Annotated in this window: 14 protein-coding genes; 6 read left to right on the top strand and 8 right to left on the bottom strand. The window is 43.2% G+C overall.

Features of this window, described 5'->3' with window-relative positions; translation table 11 throughout:
• Positions 1 to 57 precede the first annotated feature (57 nt).
• Positions 58 to 939 carry a winged helix-turn-helix domain-containing protein gene (locus ACO6S0_RS18080; RefSeq protein WP_422349688.1) on the bottom strand — a complete coding sequence of 294 codons (882 nt, stop codon included), beginning with the start codon at positions 937 to 939 and terminating at the stop codon, positions 58 to 60.
• A 108-nt stretch (positions 940 to 1,047) separates the two neighbouring features.
• Here ACO6S0_RS18080 and ACO6S0_RS18085 point away from each other — a divergent pair, with 108 nt between their 5' ends.
• Both ACO6S0_RS18085 and ACO6S0_RS18090 read left to right on the top strand, forming a co-directional pair.
• Complete coding sequence (locus ACO6S0_RS18085; protein ID WP_422349689.1) at positions 1,048 to 1,632, top strand: YceI family protein; 585 nt, start codon at positions 1,048 to 1,050, stop codon at positions 1,630 to 1,632.
• A complete protein-coding gene (locus ACO6S0_RS18090; protein ID WP_422349690.1) occupies positions 1,633 to 2,589 on the top strand; it encodes a WD40 repeat domain-containing protein in 957 nt (318 codons plus the stop codon). It begins immediately after the preceding gene.
• 52 nt (positions 2,590 to 2,641) lie between these two features.
• Here ACO6S0_RS18090 and ACO6S0_RS18095 read toward each other — a convergent pair whose 3' ends face one another.
• Genes ACO6S0_RS18095 through ACO6S0_RS18105 form a run of 3 tightly spaced genes read right to left on the bottom strand, consistent with a single transcriptional unit; the run spans position 2,642 to position 6,068 of the window.
• A complete protein-coding gene (locus ACO6S0_RS18095) occupies positions 2,642 to 3,388 on the bottom strand; it encodes a succinate dehydrogenase/fumarate reductase iron-sulfur subunit (protein ID WP_422349691.1) in 747 nt (248 codons plus the stop codon).
• Between the two features lie 5 nt (positions 3,389 to 3,393).
• On the bottom strand, positions 3,394 to 5,397 hold the full coding sequence (locus tag ACO6S0_RS18100) for a fumarate reductase/succinate dehydrogenase flavoprotein subunit (protein WP_422349692.1): 2,004 nt from the start codon (positions 5,395 to 5,397) through the stop codon (positions 3,394 to 3,396).
• Between the two features lie 2 nt (positions 5,398 to 5,399).
• The gene (locus ACO6S0_RS18105) at positions 5,400 to 6,068 is read right to left on the bottom strand and encodes a succinate dehydrogenase cytochrome b subunit (protein WP_422349693.1); all 669 of its coding nucleotides are present in this window, start codon (positions 6,066 to 6,068) and stop codon (positions 5,400 to 5,402) included.
• A 198-nt stretch (positions 6,069 to 6,266) separates the two neighbouring features.
• On the opposite strand from ACO6S0_RS18105, the gene ACO6S0_RS18110 reads away from it, so the two are divergent.
• Both ACO6S0_RS18110 and ACO6S0_RS18115 read left to right on the top strand, forming a co-directional pair.
• Positions 6,267 to 7,157 (top strand): RimK family alpha-L-glutamate ligase, encoded by an 891-nt coding sequence (locus tag ACO6S0_RS18110; RefSeq protein WP_422349694.1) that lies wholly within the window; start codon positions 6,267 to 6,269, stop codon positions 7,155 to 7,157.
• Positions 7,135 to 8,094 carry a succinylglutamate desuccinylase/aspartoacylase family protein gene (locus ACO6S0_RS18115; protein ID WP_422349695.1) on the top strand — a complete coding sequence of 320 codons (960 nt, stop codon included), beginning with the start codon at positions 7,135 to 7,137 and terminating at the stop codon, positions 8,092 to 8,094. Before ACO6S0_RS18110 ends, ACO6S0_RS18115 begins: the two co-directional genes overlap by 23 nt.
• Here the strand turns inward: ACO6S0_RS18115 and ACO6S0_RS18120 are convergent.
• From ACO6S0_RS18120 to ACO6S0_RS18130, 3 genes are all read right to left on the bottom strand, one after another.
• On the bottom strand, positions 8,091 to 8,579 hold the full coding sequence (locus tag ACO6S0_RS18120) for a hypothetical protein (protein WP_422349696.1): 489 nt from the start codon (positions 8,577 to 8,579) through the stop codon (positions 8,091 to 8,093). The genes ACO6S0_RS18115 and ACO6S0_RS18120 overlap by 4 nt on opposite strands.
• Positions 8,580 to 8,709: 130 nt before the next feature.
• Complete coding sequence (locus tag ACO6S0_RS18125; protein WP_422349697.1) at positions 8,710 to 9,888, bottom strand: DUF1624 domain-containing protein; 1,179 nt, start codon at positions 9,886 to 9,888, stop codon at positions 8,710 to 8,712.
• A gap of 197 nt (positions 9,889 to 10,085) precedes the next feature.
• A complete protein-coding gene (locus ACO6S0_RS18130) occupies positions 10,086 to 12,929 on the bottom strand; it encodes a VPS10 domain-containing protein (RefSeq protein WP_422349698.1) in 2,844 nt (947 codons plus the stop codon).
• Between the two features lie 86 nt (positions 12,930 to 13,015).
• Here ACO6S0_RS18130 and ACO6S0_RS18135 point away from each other — a divergent pair, with 86 nt between their 5' ends.
• Positions 13,016 to 14,308, top strand: a complete 1,293-nt coding sequence (locus tag ACO6S0_RS18135; protein WP_422349699.1) for an aminopeptidase P family protein — start codon at positions 13,016 to 13,018, stop codon at positions 14,306 to 14,308.
• A 63-nt stretch (positions 14,309 to 14,371) separates the two neighbouring features.
• Entirely contained in the window at positions 14,372 to 14,536 is a 165-nt protein-coding gene (locus tag ACO6S0_RS18140; RefSeq protein ID WP_422349700.1) for a hypothetical protein, read from the top strand.
• On the opposite strand, the gene brnQ is transcribed toward ACO6S0_RS18140, so the two are convergent.
• Positions 14,533 to 15,816, bottom strand: coding sequence for a branched-chain amino acid transport system II carrier protein (gene brnQ / locus ACO6S0_RS18145; RefSeq protein WP_422349701.1), 1,284 nt, complete (start codon positions 15,814 to 15,816; stop codon positions 14,533 to 14,535). The genes ACO6S0_RS18140 and brnQ overlap by 4 nt on opposite strands.
• Positions 15,817 to 15,934: the final 118 nt, after the last annotated feature.

The following is a 15,934-nucleotide window of genomic DNA, read 5'->3' on the forward strand; positions in this document are numbered from 1 at the left end:
TTCAAGATAGCAAAAAGGGAAGCTTAAATTTCATTCCGATGGGATTTCTTGTGCGGATTATTTCTTGGAATCCTTCCGTATTTCCAGTTTATAACCAACCCCATGCACATTGATCAGATTGATATGATCTTCGTCCTTGAACTTCTTTCTGAGTTTGGAGATGAAGGTGTCCAAACTTCGACCTACAAACACACCCTTGTTTTCCCAAACTTCCTTGAGTAATTGATCACGACTAACCACTTGGTTGATGTTGTCGGCAAAAATTTTAAGTAAGTCCGTTTCCTTTGCGGTTAACTTAATATCCGCACCATCCTTGACCAATTTGTTCTGATCTGCATAAAAAGCGTAATTGCCAATGAGTATAGAGGTCAATGCATTTTGGGGTTCTATCATTTCCTTTCGCTTTACCAGGAAAAACAGACCTATTCCTAAAGTGCCAAACACCACTAGCGTATACCATGGCGCACTCAATTTGGATTCTTTGAAATCTGTGGGCTTGGAAAAAATGACATGGATGGAATAGCAATTCATAGGGAGGTTTCTGCCCAAACAGGGGACAATGTTCCGCTCTTCACTATTTGAGATCGCATAGCTATAGTTCACTTCATTTTGTTGGCAGTCCACTACTTCCACCAGATAGTCATTGGGCAGGTTCATGGCCTTAAAATTTCGCGCTACCGATGCCACTAAGCTATCCGGAACTATGGGTAACTCCATTTCAAAAGTTAGCTGAAAACTTCGAGACCCATTTTGTATTACCGGCAGGACCAATGAGCTGGAATCCCGGCTTTGCAACAACAAGGTGTTTCCTGTATTCCTAAGTGCAACCTTTACCCGGTTAGAAAAAGTGTCATCTTGATTTTTTGGCTCATTTTTGATCACCGCAAAAGAAAGTGCAAACACGAACAACACGCTATATATATAAAGTACAACTTTCATTTATGGCGGATTTTTGTCAAATTAAAAATTTGCAATTTTTTGCACTTCATTTATATTTTGTTCACCTCTCCTGAGACCCCCAAACCTAGATTTGTCCAAAACAAAACAATGAAAAAAATCATCTTATTAGTTGTGGGCATTGGGTTTAATGCCTTTATGTATGGACAAGGTACCATAAATATTGATACAGAAAAGAGCGTAATCAAATGGTCGGGATCCAAATTGTTCCAGTTCAATGAGCATTATGGTACGGTAGCGTTTTCAAAAGGCACCATTTTTTGGTCAGGCAATATGGTCATGGGAGGCTATTTTGAGGCGGACATGAATTCCATTGTCAATACCGATGGAAATTACAACGATATGCTGGTATCCCATTTAAAAAATGAGGATTTCTTTGATGTGAAAAATCATCCTCTGGCCCAATTAAAGATTGTTGAGGCCTTGTATGTTGAAGAAGACGAAATTGAGGTTGAAGCGCTGTTGACCATAAAGGAGGTTACCCATCCCATAAAGTTTAGAATGAGTGTTGAGGAGCGTGATCAAACCTATGTGTTTAAATCCAAGTTTGCAATTGACAGGACCCGTTGGGGCATTAGTTACGAATCCAAAGGGATTATTGGAAGTGTCAAGGAAAGCATTATTTCAGATGCAATCGCTTTTGAGGTGGTTTTGGTGACCAAACCAGGATGTTAAATGAAAAAACTTTTCTTTTTTCTGTTGTTGTACACCTTGACCCATATCTGTTGTAAGGAGCAGGTTGAGAACAAAGAAACCCTATGGACCATAGCTTGGAGTCCCGACGGGAAATACATTGCAACCGGGGGCAATCAAGAAGTGTTGAAAGTATTTGATGCCAAGACTTTTGAACTGTTGAAAACTTACCCGGTTCCAGGGGTGCAACTAAGTCGCCTAAAGTGGCATCCAAGCAAAAATCTTTTGGCCGTTATTACCCAAGGAAGAACCTTTAAAGCCAAAATACTTGATTTGGACACTGGGAAATGGAGAGAGCTGCAGGATTTGGAATCGAGCTTTAGAGCACTGGACTGGAATCATACGGGAGAACTGCTAGCTGTTTCCGAACTTGAAGATACGGTGTCCGTTTATACCATGCATGGAAGCCGTGTAAGTCGATTTTTGGCCGACTCAAAGGGAGTTGCTGGCTTGGATTGGCATCCTTCAAAAAACATTATGGTCACGGTTGGAACGCAGATAGGAATCTATACCCAACATGGAGATACCATAAATGCTTTTGAGCCAAGAAACGTGGAAACCTTTCTGCTTTGCGTGGAATGGCATAAATCTGGGGATTTCTTCGCGGTTGGTGACTATGGGGATTTGGAAAAGGCCGAGGTCAAATTACTGCAGTTTTGGAACAAGGAAGGCGTTATGCTTAATACAATTGACGGAAGTCCCGGAGAATACCGAAATATTAGATGGAACCCAAATGGAAAAAGATTGGCCAGTGCAAGTGATGCATTGCGGATTTGGTCCCAAGCAGGAGAGCTTATAGCTGAATCGGCGTCGGCAAATGATTATCTATGGGGTGTAGATTGGAGTCCTGATGGAAAGTTCATAGTAACTTCAAGCAGCGAGGGAAAGATTGCTTTATGGGATAAAAATGCCAACCTCCTAAGAGTTATTGATGAATAAAAAACCCAAACTCCTTAAGGAATTTGGGTTTTGGTTTATGAGTATTGGAATTTTATCCTTTTGTTGTAGCAGAAAGATATTCGCGGTTCATACGGGCGATGTTCTCCAAGGAAATGCCTTTGGGGCATTCTACTTCACAGGCTCCTGTATTGGTGCAATTTCCAAAACCTTCCAAGTCCATTTGGCGAACCATGTTCTGTACACGATCAGCGGCCTCCACCTGACCTTGGGGCAATAAGGCAAATTGGGAAACTTTAGCTGAGGTAAACAGCATGGCACTGGCATTTTTACAAGCTGCTACACAGGCTCCGCAACCAATACAGGTTGCGGCATCCATGGCTTTGTCCGCATCTTCCTTGGGAATGGGAATGGCATTGGCATCCACGGTATTCCCAGAGGTGTTTACCGAGATGTAACCACCCGCTTGTTGAATTCTGTCAAAAGCACTACGATCCACAATCAAATCCTTGATTACTGGAAAAGCTTTGGCCCTAAACGGTTCTATGACGATAGTATCCCCATCGTTGAACTTTCGCATGTGCAATTGGCAAGTAGTGATCAATCTATCGGGCCCGTGGGGTTCCCCATTGATTTGTAACGAACAAGTTCCGCAGATACCCTCCCTACAATCGTGATCAAACTCTACAGGTTCCTCACCTTTTGAAACCAGTTCTTCGTTTAGGATATCCAGCATTTCCAAAAAAGACATATCGCCCTCAACGCCATCTAGGGTATAATCCACAATTTGACCCTTAGTTTCGGCATCCTTTTGTCTCCAAATTTTTAGATATAACTTCATAGCTTTTATTTGTAAGAACGTGTCTTTAATTCGATATTTTCGTAAACCAAATCCTCCTTGTGCAACTCTGCATCCTTGGGTTCACCCTTAAACTCCCATGCAGCCACATACTTGAAGTTCTCATCATCACGCAAGGCCTCTCCTTCTTCGGTTTGGTATTCTTCCCTAAAATGACCTCCACAAGATTCTTTTCTATGTAAGGCATCCTTGGCAAAAAGTTCTCCCAATTCCAAAAAGTCGGCAACCCTTCCGGCTTTCTCCAACTCTTGGTTTTTGGAATCGGCTTGACCAGGAATTTTTACATTTTCCCAAAAATCCTTTCGCAATTCGGCTATTTCGCCAATGGCTTCCTCCAATTCTTTTTCGTTTCTGGACATACCACATTTGTTCCACATGATTTTGCCCAACTTTTTATGATAGTAATCCACAGAATGGATTCCAGTCCCTGACATCAATTTTTCCAGACGACCCCTAACTTCGTTTTCGGCAGCTTCAAATTCTGGAGAATCAGTTGAAATGGTTCCTGTACGGATATCATCAGATAAATAGTCACCGATGGTATACGGCAGTACAAAATAACCATCTGCCAAACCTTGCATCAAGGCTGAAGCTCCAAGTCGGTTGGCACCATGGTCACTGAAATTGGCTTCGCCTGCACAGTAACAACCAGGAATGGTGGTCTGTAAATTATAATCCACCCAAAGACCACCCATGGTATAGTGCACCGCAGGGTAGATCATCATTGGGGTCTTATAAGGATTCTCGTCCACAATTTTTTCATACATCTGGAAAAGGTTACCGTACTTGGCTTCTATAATTTCCTCTCCTAGTTGTATAATGGTTTCTTTATCTGGATTTTTAATACCGGAGGTCATGGCTTTTTCCTTACCGTAACGTTCTATGGCGGCGGCAAAATCAAGATAAACAGCTTCGCCGGTTTTGTTTACACCAAACCCAGCATCACATCTTTCCTTGGCGGCTCTGGAAGCCACGTCACGGGGAACCAGATTTCCAAAGGCGGGATATCTACGTTCCAAATAGTAATCGCGTTCTTCCTCGCCCAATTGTGTAGGCTTCAATTTCCCTTCCCTAATGGCAATGGCATCCTCCTTGCGTTTCGGCACCCAAATACGACCATCGTTCCTCAAAGATTCTGACATCAGCGTCAACTTGGATTGATGTTCTCCAGAAACCGGAATACAGGTTGGGTGGATCTGCGTATAACAAGGATTGGCAAAGAAAGCTCCTTTTTTATGGGCTCGCCAAGCTGCCATCACGTTGCTTCCCATGGCATTGGTGGACAAAAAGAAAACATTGCCATAGCCCCCAGTTGCCAAAACTACGGCATGGGCACTATGCCTTTGGATTTCTCCGCTAACCAAATCACGGGCAATAATGCCCCGAGCTTTTCCATCCACTAAAACCAAATCCATCATTTCATGGCGGTTGTACGCTTGGATTTTCCCTCGATTGATTTGTCGGTTCATGGCCGCGTAGGCACCTAAAAGCAATTGCTGTCCGGTCTGTCCCTTGGCATAAAAAGTTCGGGAGACCAAAACCCCGCCAAATGAACGGTTGTCCAAAAGACCGCCATATTCACGGGCAAAGGGCACACCTTGTGCCACACATTGATCTATGATATTGGCAGACTCCTCAGCCAAACGATATACATTGGCTTCCCTGGAACGGTAGTCCCCACCTTTGATGGTGTCGTAAAACAATCGATAAGGGCTATCCCCGTCTCCTTGGTAGTTTTTGGCTGCATTGATACCTCCCTGTGCTGCAATGGAGTGCGCTCTTCTGGGAGAATCCTGGTAGCAAAAAGTCTTCACATTATAACCCAACTCGGCCAATGTGGCTGCCGCGGCTCCACCTGCCAATCCAGTTCCAACCACGATCACGTCAATGTTTCGTTTGTTGGCCGGATTAACAAGATTGATGTCGTTTTTGTGCTTGGTCCATTTATCGGCCAAAGGACCGGATGGAATTTTGGAATCCAATATGCCCATAATTAATGTGTTATTGGGTTAAGGTGATGGTACAGTGCAATGAACACGAACGCTAATGGCACTACCACCGCAAATATTTTTGTAAAAGATTTAATGGCTGGGGTGTATTTGTTGTTCACTCCCATGGATTGGAAGGAGGAAGAAAATCCGTGCCACAGATGCAGACTTAGCAGCACAAATGAAACCACATAAATGATGGTTCTCCAAAAAGGGGCAAACTTTTCAACTGTTTCTGCATAATATCGGGTAGGGTTTTCAGGATTCATTTCGATGTATTTGTAGGTCATTTCATGAACCCAAAAATCGTAGAAGTGCAATCCCAAAAATGCCAAAATAACCAGCCCGGAATAGATCATGTTTCTGGAAACCCAGGGAGCGTTGGCGCTGCCACTATATTTTACATAGCTGATTCCCCTGGCCCTTTTGTTTTGTAATTCAAGACCAAACCCCATCACAAAATGTACAATGACCCCAATGATCAAAATGGGTTGCATGAGGTATTGCACCAGTGGGTTGTATCCCATAAAGTGGGAAGCTTCATTAAAAAAATCGGGGGAGATGACCGATGCTAAATTGATGGTTACGTGCAGTACTAGAAAAATTACCAGAAAGAGACCCGAAAGTGCCATCACTACCTTGCGGGCAATCGAAGATTTTATCAATCCACTCATTAGCGTTGGTTTTAACTACAAATTTACGTCACGATTGAGTTTTTAACAAGCTTTCAACGGCCATAAGTGTCTTATTTAGACCGATTATAACCTATGCTTGGAATGGCTTCAACTTGAAGCATTTAATTGGACCAAAATTCCAACAACTGGGAATTTTAACCGATATTACAATTGATTTATAACCGACCAAAATCCCTTATGGACATTGCCATCTTATCCGTGAGCCTTAATGTACACTCTACCAAGAGGATTGTTGAGGAAGCCCAGAATGCCGGACATTATGTGGAGGTTATTGACCATACCAAATGCTCTGTAAAGTTGGGTGAGGGGAACCCCCAGATTTATCTGGATGAGGAAAATGTGACCAATGAGTTTGATGCCATTATCCCAAGAATTGGAGCCAAGGTTACCCGGCACGGAGTAGCCATTGTAAAACAGTTTGAAATGAACAATGTGTTCAGCACGGCACGTTCCCTGGGGATTACCAGGGCAAGAAACAAGGTGCGCACTCTACAAATTATGGCACGCAAGGGCATACCAATTCCCGAGACGGTCTTTTCCATCAACCCTGATAACATTGAGGAGCAGATCAAATTATTGGGCGGGCCACCGGTAATCATTAAGCTTCAAGAGGGAACCCACGGGATGGGAGTGATTTTGGCCGAAACCAAAAAATCGGCCAAGTCCATTATAGATACACTTTACAAGATGGATACCAGCATTCTTTTGCAACGCTATATTGCCGAGGCCAATGGGGAGGACATCCGAATTATTGTGGTGGGCAACCAGGTGGTGGCCAGCATGAAACGAACCAGTGACTTGGATGATTTCCGATCCAACGTGCATCGAGGGGCCGACACCACGGCTATCAAACCTACCGCCAAGGAGCAATACATAGCTTTGAACGCCACTAAATATTTAGGACTTGGCGTTGCTGGGGTAGATTTAATGCGCTCCAAAAAAGGCCCAGTTTTAATTGAGGTCAATGCCTCTCCCGGTTTGCAAGGCATTGAAGCTGCAACTGGGGTTAATGTGGCCAAGCACATCATTCAATTTGTGGAAAAAAATGGGTATCGAAAGCGAAAATAAAACCATTGCCATCAATGGAGAGCGGGTAGCTCCGGGACAGAATAAATTGATACAGATAGATATTGCCCGATTGCCAACCGGCACCTTGATTCATATTCCCGTGCATGTTTTTAATGCAAAAAAAGCAGGCCCAACGGTTTTGGTACAGGCAGGCTTGCATGGCGATGAAATCAATGGCGTGGAAACGGTCAGAAGAATGCTTCAGAACGATATGTTTGATATCAAGAAAGGAGCTGTAATTGTGGTACCGATTCTAAATATTTTTGGTTTTATACATTTTTCACGGGATGTTCCGGATGGGAAGGACGTGAACAGGAGCTTTCCTGGAAGAAAAACGGGTTCCTTGGCCAGCAGGATTGCCTATACCTATACCTCTGAAATTTTACCCCAAATCGATTATGGAATAGACCTTCATACGGGAGGTGGACAGCGATTCAATTTTCCGCAGATCAGGTATTCCCAAGAAGACATGCAAAGCAAAAAATTGGCGGAGGCTTTCAACGCTCCCTTCTATTTTGCTTCCAGATTGATAGCAGGATCGTTCAGGAAGGCTTCGCTCCAGATGGGAATCCCCACCATAGTGTATGAGGCAGGAGAAAGCATGCGTTTTGATGAAGGGTCAATTGAGCAAGGAATCCTTGGAATTAAAAATGTGTTGAATTCCCTGGGAATGCTCTCCAAAAAAACGGCGTCACGGGAACGGCAGTCTATTGAATTAAATAAAACACGCTGGCTCAGGGCTTCCAGGGCAGGGATGTTTATTCCTCAAAAAAGCAATGGGAGTGCCGTGGTGAAAGGTGAAACCATTGGGATGATCACCGATACGGACGCCAAAAAAAACAAGAAAATAAAAGCGCCCTTTGATGGATATATCTTTTGCATTAACCATCAGGCAGTGGTGAACCAAGGAGATGCCCTATTCCATTTAGGGTGTTAAATGGTTGGCTGTTCGTTTTTAGCCTCAATTTTTGATATGCTCCAATTAATGGCAGTATCCAAATCGGAAAATTGACGAATGTTGTTCCTAAAGAACATCTTTTCCATGATAATACTGGCAAGCCCACTTTTGTTATAGGCAACCACCGAGTAGAGTTCCAGTTGGTTTCTATGTGTATAAAATTTGATCCAATCTGTGGGCACCACAGAGTAATTGTGAATTCGGTTGGAAATATAGGCGATGGGTCTGTCCCGTCCAATCACTTCATAAGCGGCATCGATGACCTTTTGGGCCATGGCCCAGTTAAAGACCACACCTTCCTTGATTTCGGAAATAACAAGCCCATCGAAAAAATAGAATACCCCAAACTCATATTCGCGGATTTCCCGAATATTTTTAAAGAATGCTATTTCTCGAACACGTTGCATACGTTCCAAAAAGGGGTAATCGGTTAAAAAGATTGAAAAAGGTTGGTTGGAAACCATAAAAATAGGAATAATTGGACGCTATCCCTTGTTTTTTGATAGATTTCATCAAAATTTATTGAAGCATAATCTTTTTTTAATGATGAAAACATGCTACGAACACCAATGAAAACCCATAATTTTTTGGCGATCATAAATAGCTCAACCACCATTTTTCCCTATGGGCTGTCTTATAGTTGTTGTACCAACTACAAATGGGATAAAGCGCAATAATGAGCACAACCCAAATAAGATAAACTACCCAGAGATCAAAGCCATATCCCTGTAATTGGGGCTGGAGGGTAATCCAAAGATCGATCACCATATCAGAAAAACTGAAGCCTGTCATCATTGCTGCAATTACAGCCAATGCATGAATTACATAAATATGGACGATGTAAAAAAACATTGGCACCCTGCCAATAACCACCATTTTTTCGGTCCATTTGTTCTGCCAATTTTCTACAAGGGCCAAGAACACCAAAGAGGGACCAAGTGTTATCAGCAAGAAATGCAGGGATGGTGGATATTTGGTAATGTTGAAAAAAGATGCAATGGTGAGTCCAACTGAATCCTGTGTGGCCCAATGATATGAATCCCCATAAATATTGATGGCCCTAAGAGCGAAAAACAGGAGGGTTAACCCCAAACCTATCTGCAGCAATCGGGAAATTCTCAGTTTGGGATCAAAAGAAGGTTTATAAAGTTCGCCCAAATAGTAGCCCAAGGGCATTACAAAGATCCAGGGAATCATGGGATATCCAACGAAGATTTTGATAAATCCCATGTCAACAAGATTAAATACGTGTAAAAAGGACCATAGCCCTGCTGCAAAAGGTGCGGCAGGGGCCACCGAATCCAATAAATTATGCCCAAAAACAGCTACTAAACAGATAACAATGCCCAATTTTTTGGGAAGATGTATGAAGCCCGCCAAAAATATCATACTTATCCCCAGCACCCAGATGACCTGCAGGAGTACTCCTGAATAGTCCAATTTGAACATCCAAGCTAGCTTAATAATGGTAAACTCGGCAATGATCAACCAAATCCCTCTTTTCAAAAGCCAAACGGAAAGTGATTTTTTAGTTCTACGCTGTCCAACAAAAAAAGCAGAAGTTCCGGCCAGAAAGACAAAAACCGGGGCGCAAAAATGGGTCACAAAACGGGTCCAGAATAAGGGCACGTTGGTCTGGGATAAATCCGAAGGATCAAAAAAGTAGGCGTCGGCATGGAAATAATCACGGACATGATCCAAAGCCATGATGACCATTACCAATCCGCGTAACATGTCAATGGACTTAATGCGTTTCCGTCTATCATTCTCCATGATGTGAAAAGTTTAGGTTGATGTATTCGCCAGTGCTAAAGGGTTCAACCAAAAGTGGGGGAAGGATGCAATTGAACCATCAAGAGTTCTAAATTTAAGAAAATCTTTAATTCTTTATAGCTGATTACCAAACCAATACACTTGGAACTATTCCTCAAGTTGATTAGGTGAAGAAAGTCCCACAAACCTGATGGAAACTACTCTATGGAGAATTCAATTTTTTGGGTTTGTCCATTTCCTGAAATTTCCACCATATAGGCCCCTTTAGGGAGGTAGGTTTTTCCATCCTTGGCTTCTTCCAATTTCATTTTGTTTCTTTTAAGGAAGTTGCTTTTCCCTTTTTTGGAGAACGCCAAATCATAGGAAAGGATGTTTAGTCCTTTTTCAGCCTCCATTTCAGTGGAGCTGACTTCTGTGCCATTCACGGTCAATACTCGGGCAACGCAAGAACCCGGAGCGGAACAATAGAAGTTAATGTCCAGGCCTGGTGTTTCCGGTTTGCCCCAAGTGTAGGTAGCGTTGCCCCAACTCTTGGAATGCTTGATGGCATCTACCTCAAAAACGACCAAATTTTTGGAAATAGCTTCCGGGGTCATTTGTTGCAACACTGAAATATCTGCCTTGTAGATACTTCGGCCATGGGTCCCAACCAAAAGATGTTTGGCCTCGGGCTGAATGACCAAATCATGTACGGCCACATTGGGCATTCCATTTTGGAAAAGTTCCCAGGTTTCCCCACGATCGAAGCTGGTGTACAAACCGTTATCCGTACCTGCAAACAGTAGATTTTCATTTTCGGGATCCTCAACCAGCGCATTTACCGGTGATGCAGGAATATTACTTGAAATATTCTTCCAAGACTTTCCATAGTTCTCACTTACATATATATAGGGAGTAAAATCATCCGAGCGATAGCCGTTCAAGGTGGCATAAACCCTTTCCTTTTTGTGTTTGGATGCTGCCACTTCACTTACCCATAAATTTTGCGGAAGGGAACCAGAGATAAGGTCCCAACTTCCACCTCCATTTTTGGAAACCTGGATCAGACCATCATCACTACCAGTGTACAATAGCCCAAATTTGAATGGCGATTCAGATAATGTGGTCAGGGTGCCATAGGCCACATTACCGGGTTTGCCTCCCTGGGTCAAATCGTTGGAAATGGTCTCCCAATCATCTCCTTGATTCAATGAACGATGCAGTTTATTGCTGCCCAGATAGAGGATGTCTTGGTTGTGCTCCGACAACAGGATGGGGGTTTGCCAGTTGAAACGGTACGGAGATTCGCCCAACTCATGTTTAGGCTGAATGTACTTTTGCTTCCCATTCTCCAGGTCCAAACGGTAGTAATTTCCAAACTGATACCCTGTATATACTGTATTGGAGTTTCTATTGTCTATCTGGACCTGCATGCCATCCCCTCCCAGAATGGATTTCCATGGATTGGCACCACTTTGGTGCCATCCCCGATCTTCCTTATTGTTGTGTGCCCCTTTCCAAACCCCATTGTCCTGTAAACCGCCATATACATTATAAGGTTCTTCATGGTCTATATTGATGGCATAGAATTGTCCCACTTTGGGCGAATTGTTTTTTACCCAATTTTCCCCATCGTCATAGCTGATGTTGAGCCCCCCATCATTACCGTTGATCAAGTGCCCTGGTCGTTTTGGGTTGATCCAAAGCGCGTGATGGTCCACATGTACATTTTCCTTGCCAATGGATGTAAAGGTATCCCCTCCATTTTCAGACTTGACCAGAGGCACCCCGGCCAAATAAATATGGTCTTTGTTGTTGGGGTCTATCCTGATTTGCGCAAAGTAGTAACCGTAACTATAGAATAGGTCATCAATATAGTTTGAATTCATTTTTTGCCAGCTGGATCCTGCATTGTCACTGCGATACACTTCCGCACCAATTACAGGGGTATCAAACAACAGCGAATTCGCATTTTCCAAATACTTGGCCAGATCAACAGGCTTCACTGAGCCACTGCGCACCAATTGTTTTACGTTCTGGGCCCGATACTTTTCCTGAAAGCCGTTGGTCTTCAGATATTCGTTCAGTTTTTTATCATCCAAAGCAAGAAAGGCTTCCACATCCATTGTCTTAAAGTCGTCCTTGGTCAACCCATCCTCTTTTTTCTTCTCTCTTTTCTCCCGTCTAAACTGGCTATCATGAACGGCATAAACAGTGTTATCATCAAAAACTGCCAGTCCAATACGGCCAACGCCCTCTCCAGTTGGGAAACCGCTGCCCTCAGTGCTGATCAACGTCCAGTGGTTACCACCATCCACACTTTTGTAAATACCCGAAGCGGAGCCATTTCCAGTAAAATTCCAGGCTTTACGGTCCTTTTCCCAGGCCGCGGCATATTGTATATTGAAGTTGTTGGGTGCAAAGGCCATATCTATAATTCCCGTTGCATTATTTACAAAAAGTGTTTGTGTCCAGGTTTGTCCACCATCTGTGGTTTTATAGATTCCTCTCTCCTTATTTGGTGAATAAAGCCGCCCCGTTACCCCTACAACAACCTCATTTGGATTGTTGGGATTGATCAAGATCCTGCCAATATGGTGCGAATCGTTCAATCCCATATTTTGCCAAGTTTTCCCTTTGTCAGTGGATTTTAAAATGCCAATGCCTGCATAGGAAGAACGGGAGGAATTGTTTTCACCCGTTCCCACCCAAATGGTTCCATTGTTCCAGTCCACAGCAATATCCCCAATATTTTGGGTATTTGAATTATCCATGACTGGGGTGAAAGAAATCCCATTGGTATGGGTGTGCCATAGTCCCCCGGAAGCATAAGCCACATAAAATTCTGTTGGATCATTGGGGTTGACATCCAAATCCACTACCCTACCACTCATCACGGAAGGGCCAATATTTTTTAGGGGAATATTTTTAACCAAGGACGTTTCTGCCATCTTCGTTTTTTGTGCCAAAGCTTCAATTATGGTACCGGCCTCGGTAGGCTTTTGTTGTGCAGGAATCGCTTGAAAAAGAAGGAGCAATAACGGGAGTAGGAATTGTTTCATGAACTAGCTGTTTTGTTTCAATGTGGAAGGTATGAATTTGTCATCGGTATAGCAATTACCTACATTTGGACAAACCTTTTTGAAACATGAAATACCACGCGATCAGCAATCAGCTTTTTTTTAAAAACCGCAAGAAATTTATGGCTCAAATGCAGTCCAAAAGTATTGCTGTGTTCAATTCCAATGACATTTATCCCATTAGTGCGGATAGCACCATGGCCTTTGAACAACACAGGGATATTTTTTATCTAAGTGGGGCTGATCAGGAGGAAACCATGTTGTTGCTTTTCCCAGACGCCATGGATAAAAAACACAGGGAAATCCTGTTTGTTAGGGAAACCAATGAGCATATTGCCGTTTGGGAAGGAGCAAAATTGACCAAGGAACAAGCGACGGAGGTTTCCGGAATTGAAACGGTTTATTGGCTTACCGATTTTGACAAGATCTTTTTTGATTTGATGACGGAAGCAGATACCATTTACTTTAATACCAATGAACACTACAGGCAGGCTGTGATAACGCAAACTAGGGAAGATCGCTTTATCGAAAAGTGTAAAAAGGACTTTCCCGCGCATAGATGGGCGAAGAGCAATCCTATTTTACAGCAAATTAGAGGGGTAAAGGAACCAGAGGAAATTGCGTTGATGCAGCAGGCCTGTGATATCACCGAAAAAGGATTTAGAAGGATATTGGGATTCACCAAACCTGGGGTTTGGGAGTATGAAATGGAAGCAGAGTTTCTCCATGAATTTGTAAAAAATCGCTCCAAAGGCTTTGCCTATACCCCGATCATTGCTTCGGGAAACAATGCCAATGTATTGCACTATATCGAAAACAATCAACAGCTTAAGGACGGGGATTTGATTCTTATGGATTTGGCAGCGGAATATGCAAACTATGCCAGTGACCTTACCCGGACCATCCCGGCAAACGGGAAATACAATGCCCGGCAACGTGCGGTCTATGATGCCGTGCTTCGAGTGAAGAACGAGGCTACAAAAATGCTGGTGCCGGGAACCATTTGGGCCGAATACCACAAAGAAGTGGGCAAGATTATGACCTCGGAGCTTTTGGGCTTAGGACTATTGGACAAGGCGGATGTACAAAATGAAAATAAAGATTGGCCTGCCTATAAAAAGTACTTTATGCATGGCACCAGTCACCATATTGGATTGGACACGCATGATTATGGGGAACTCAAGACCCCTATGAAGGCCAATATGGTGTTCACCGTAGAACCTGGAATTTATATTCCCTATGAAGGCTTTGGGGTTCGATTGGAAGATGATGTGGTCATTCAAGAGAAAGGGGAGCCATTTAATCTTATGCGGAATATCCCAATTGAAGCGGAGGAGATAGAGGAGTTGATGAACCGGTAAACAACGGCAAAAATAGTTGGACTCTTCGCTGCGCTCAGAGTGACAAATTAGATAATTGAAAAGATGCGATTTCTAAGCTTACTTCAGGTAGACATAAAGCAAAAAATGGAGGAAGCCCCGGATCAATGGTATGAGATAGGGGTGGTTATTGGGTCATACTTGCCTTTTGTGGTTTTGGTGGGGATTGCTTATGCCATTTATCATTACAATAGAAAGAAAAGGGGCTAGCTCGAAACATCCTGTTTCTTGTTTGGGTTGAGATTGGAGATTATGAACATCACTAAGGCAGGCAATACCCAGCCCATATGGGCTTCACCCAAAGGAATATATTGAGTAAGTCCAGAAATGGATTCGCCCCAACCTATGCTTCCCAAAAAGTCTGGAATGCTAAATACAATGGTAGTGATAACCACCCACTGGAAGACTTTGGCCGACGCCCACTTTTCCGGGAGCACATTCAGTATGATCAGCACAATGGTAATGGGGTAAATAAACATCAAAGCCGGTAAGGCCACAGCAATGATATATCCCACGTTGAACTGCCCCATCAATACCCCGAGGATACAACCTACAATAGCTGTGATGGTATAGGCGGTTTTGGAGTCGTTAAAGCGTCCGCTGATAAAATCTGCTGTACCCGTAACAATTCCAACGGCTGTTGTAAAACAGGCAAGGCTCACCAGGACGCTAAGCAATAGTGCAGCGGTGTTTCCCCAAGTTTTTTGGCTGATGCCACTAAGCAGTGCTGTTCGGGAAATTTCAGAATCAAAAGAATCAACGAAGAGCGATCCTGTTAAGATCAAGCCTGCATAAATAAGGAACAACCCAAGACCAGCAAACCATCCAGCTCTTGCGATAAGCCCTTTTTTGGTTTCATAGGAAGCCTGCTTGTCCTTTAGGTTAATGGATATGATAATTACCCCACCTACCACCACAGCGCCAATGGCATCAAAGGTTTGATAACCTTCCAAGATTCCGGCCGTAAAGGAATTGTTGAACTGGGAAATTCCAAAGTTGAAATCCAAGCTAAATATGGCTGCCCCCATGATCAGCACCAGCACAATCAAAATTCCTGGGGTCAAAAATTTACCTATCACATCCAAAATCTTGGAACGGTTGACCACAAAAACGTAAACCAGCACAAAATAGACGATACTGGTTAGCAGGGAAGAGGAATTCCAAATGGGTTGTATGGCCATTTCATGGGTGACAGAGGCTGTTCTGGGAGATGGCAACGCAATGGAAATGGCGTACACAATATAACAATAGACCAAACTGAATGTGGGAGAGACCTTCTTGGCAAAGTCGAACATGGTGCCCTGCAATTTTGCATGGGCAAGAATTCCCAGAATTGGAATAAGAACCGCCGATAAGCAAAACCCAAGGGCAACCAACCACCATAAATCTCCAGACTTAAAACCCAAAAGCGAGGGTAGAATAAGATTACCTGCGCCAAAAAAAAGGGAGAAAAGTGCAAACGCGGTTACGGCGACAGTTTTTTTGTTCATAAAGTGTTAATAATTTTTTGTTAAAATAAATCAAATAATTATATTTCGAACAAGTAAGTCAACGGCGGAAAGCCCCTTTTTATCGATAAGTGTGTATTTCATCGAAAAAAAACTTTTT

The organism is Flagellimonas sp., from assembly GCF_965233845.1.
In the GTDB taxonomy this organism is placed as follows: Bacteria; Bacteroidota; Bacteroidia; order Flavobacteriales; family Flavobacteriaceae; genus Flagellimonas.

What these genes read in the sequence shown, in the direction of transcription:
- ACO6S0_RS18080 (WP_422349688.1), bottom strand. Translation starts at nt 939, where the DNA reads ATGAAAGTTGTACTTTATATATATAGCGTGTTGTTCGTGTTTGCACTT.
- ACO6S0_RS18085 (WP_422349689.1), top strand. Translation starts at nt 1,048, where the DNA reads ATGAAAAAAATCATCTTATTAGTTGTGGGCATTGGGTTTAATGCCTTT.
- ACO6S0_RS18090 (WP_422349690.1), top strand. Translation starts at nt 1,633, where the DNA reads ATGAAAAAACTTTTCTTTTTTCTGTTGTTGTACACCTTGACCCATATC.
- ACO6S0_RS18095 (WP_422349691.1), bottom strand. Translation starts at nt 3,388, where the DNA reads ATGAAGTTATATCTAAAAATTTGGAGACAAAAGGATGCCGAAACTAAG.
- ACO6S0_RS18100 (WP_422349692.1), bottom strand. Translation starts at nt 5,397, where the DNA reads ATGGGCATATTGGATTCCAAAATTCCATCCGGTCCTTTGGCCGATAAA.
- ACO6S0_RS18105 (WP_422349693.1), bottom strand. Translation starts at nt 6,068, where the DNA reads ATGAGTGGATTGATAAAATCTTCGATTGCCCGCAAGGTAGTGATGGCA.
- ACO6S0_RS18110 (WP_422349694.1), top strand. Translation starts at nt 6,267, where the DNA reads ATGGACATTGCCATCTTATCCGTGAGCCTTAATGTACACTCTACCAAG.
- ACO6S0_RS18115 (WP_422349695.1), top strand. Translation starts at nt 7,135, where the DNA reads ATGGGTATCGAAAGCGAAAATAAAACCATTGCCATCAATGGAGAGCGG.
- ACO6S0_RS18120 (WP_422349696.1), bottom strand. Translation starts at nt 8,579, where the DNA reads ATGGTTTCCAACCAACCTTTTTCAATCTTTTTAACCGATTACCCCTTT.
- ACO6S0_RS18125 (WP_422349697.1), bottom strand. Translation starts at nt 9,888, where the DNA reads ATGGAGAATGATAGACGGAAACGCATTAAGTCCATTGACATGTTACGC.
- ACO6S0_RS18130 (WP_422349698.1), bottom strand. Translation starts at nt 12,929, where the DNA reads ATGAAACAATTCCTACTCCCGTTATTGCTCCTTCTTTTTCAAGCGATT.
- ACO6S0_RS18135 (WP_422349699.1), top strand. Translation starts at nt 13,016, where the DNA reads ATGAAATACCACGCGATCAGCAATCAGCTTTTTTTTAAAAACCGCAAG.
- ACO6S0_RS18140 (WP_422349700.1), top strand. Translation starts at nt 14,372, where the DNA reads ATGCGATTTCTAAGCTTACTTCAGGTAGACATAAAGCAAAAAATGGAG.
- brnQ (WP_422349701.1), bottom strand. Translation starts at nt 15,816, where the DNA reads ATGAACAAAAAAACTGTCGCCGTAACCGCGTTTGCACTTTTCTCCCTT.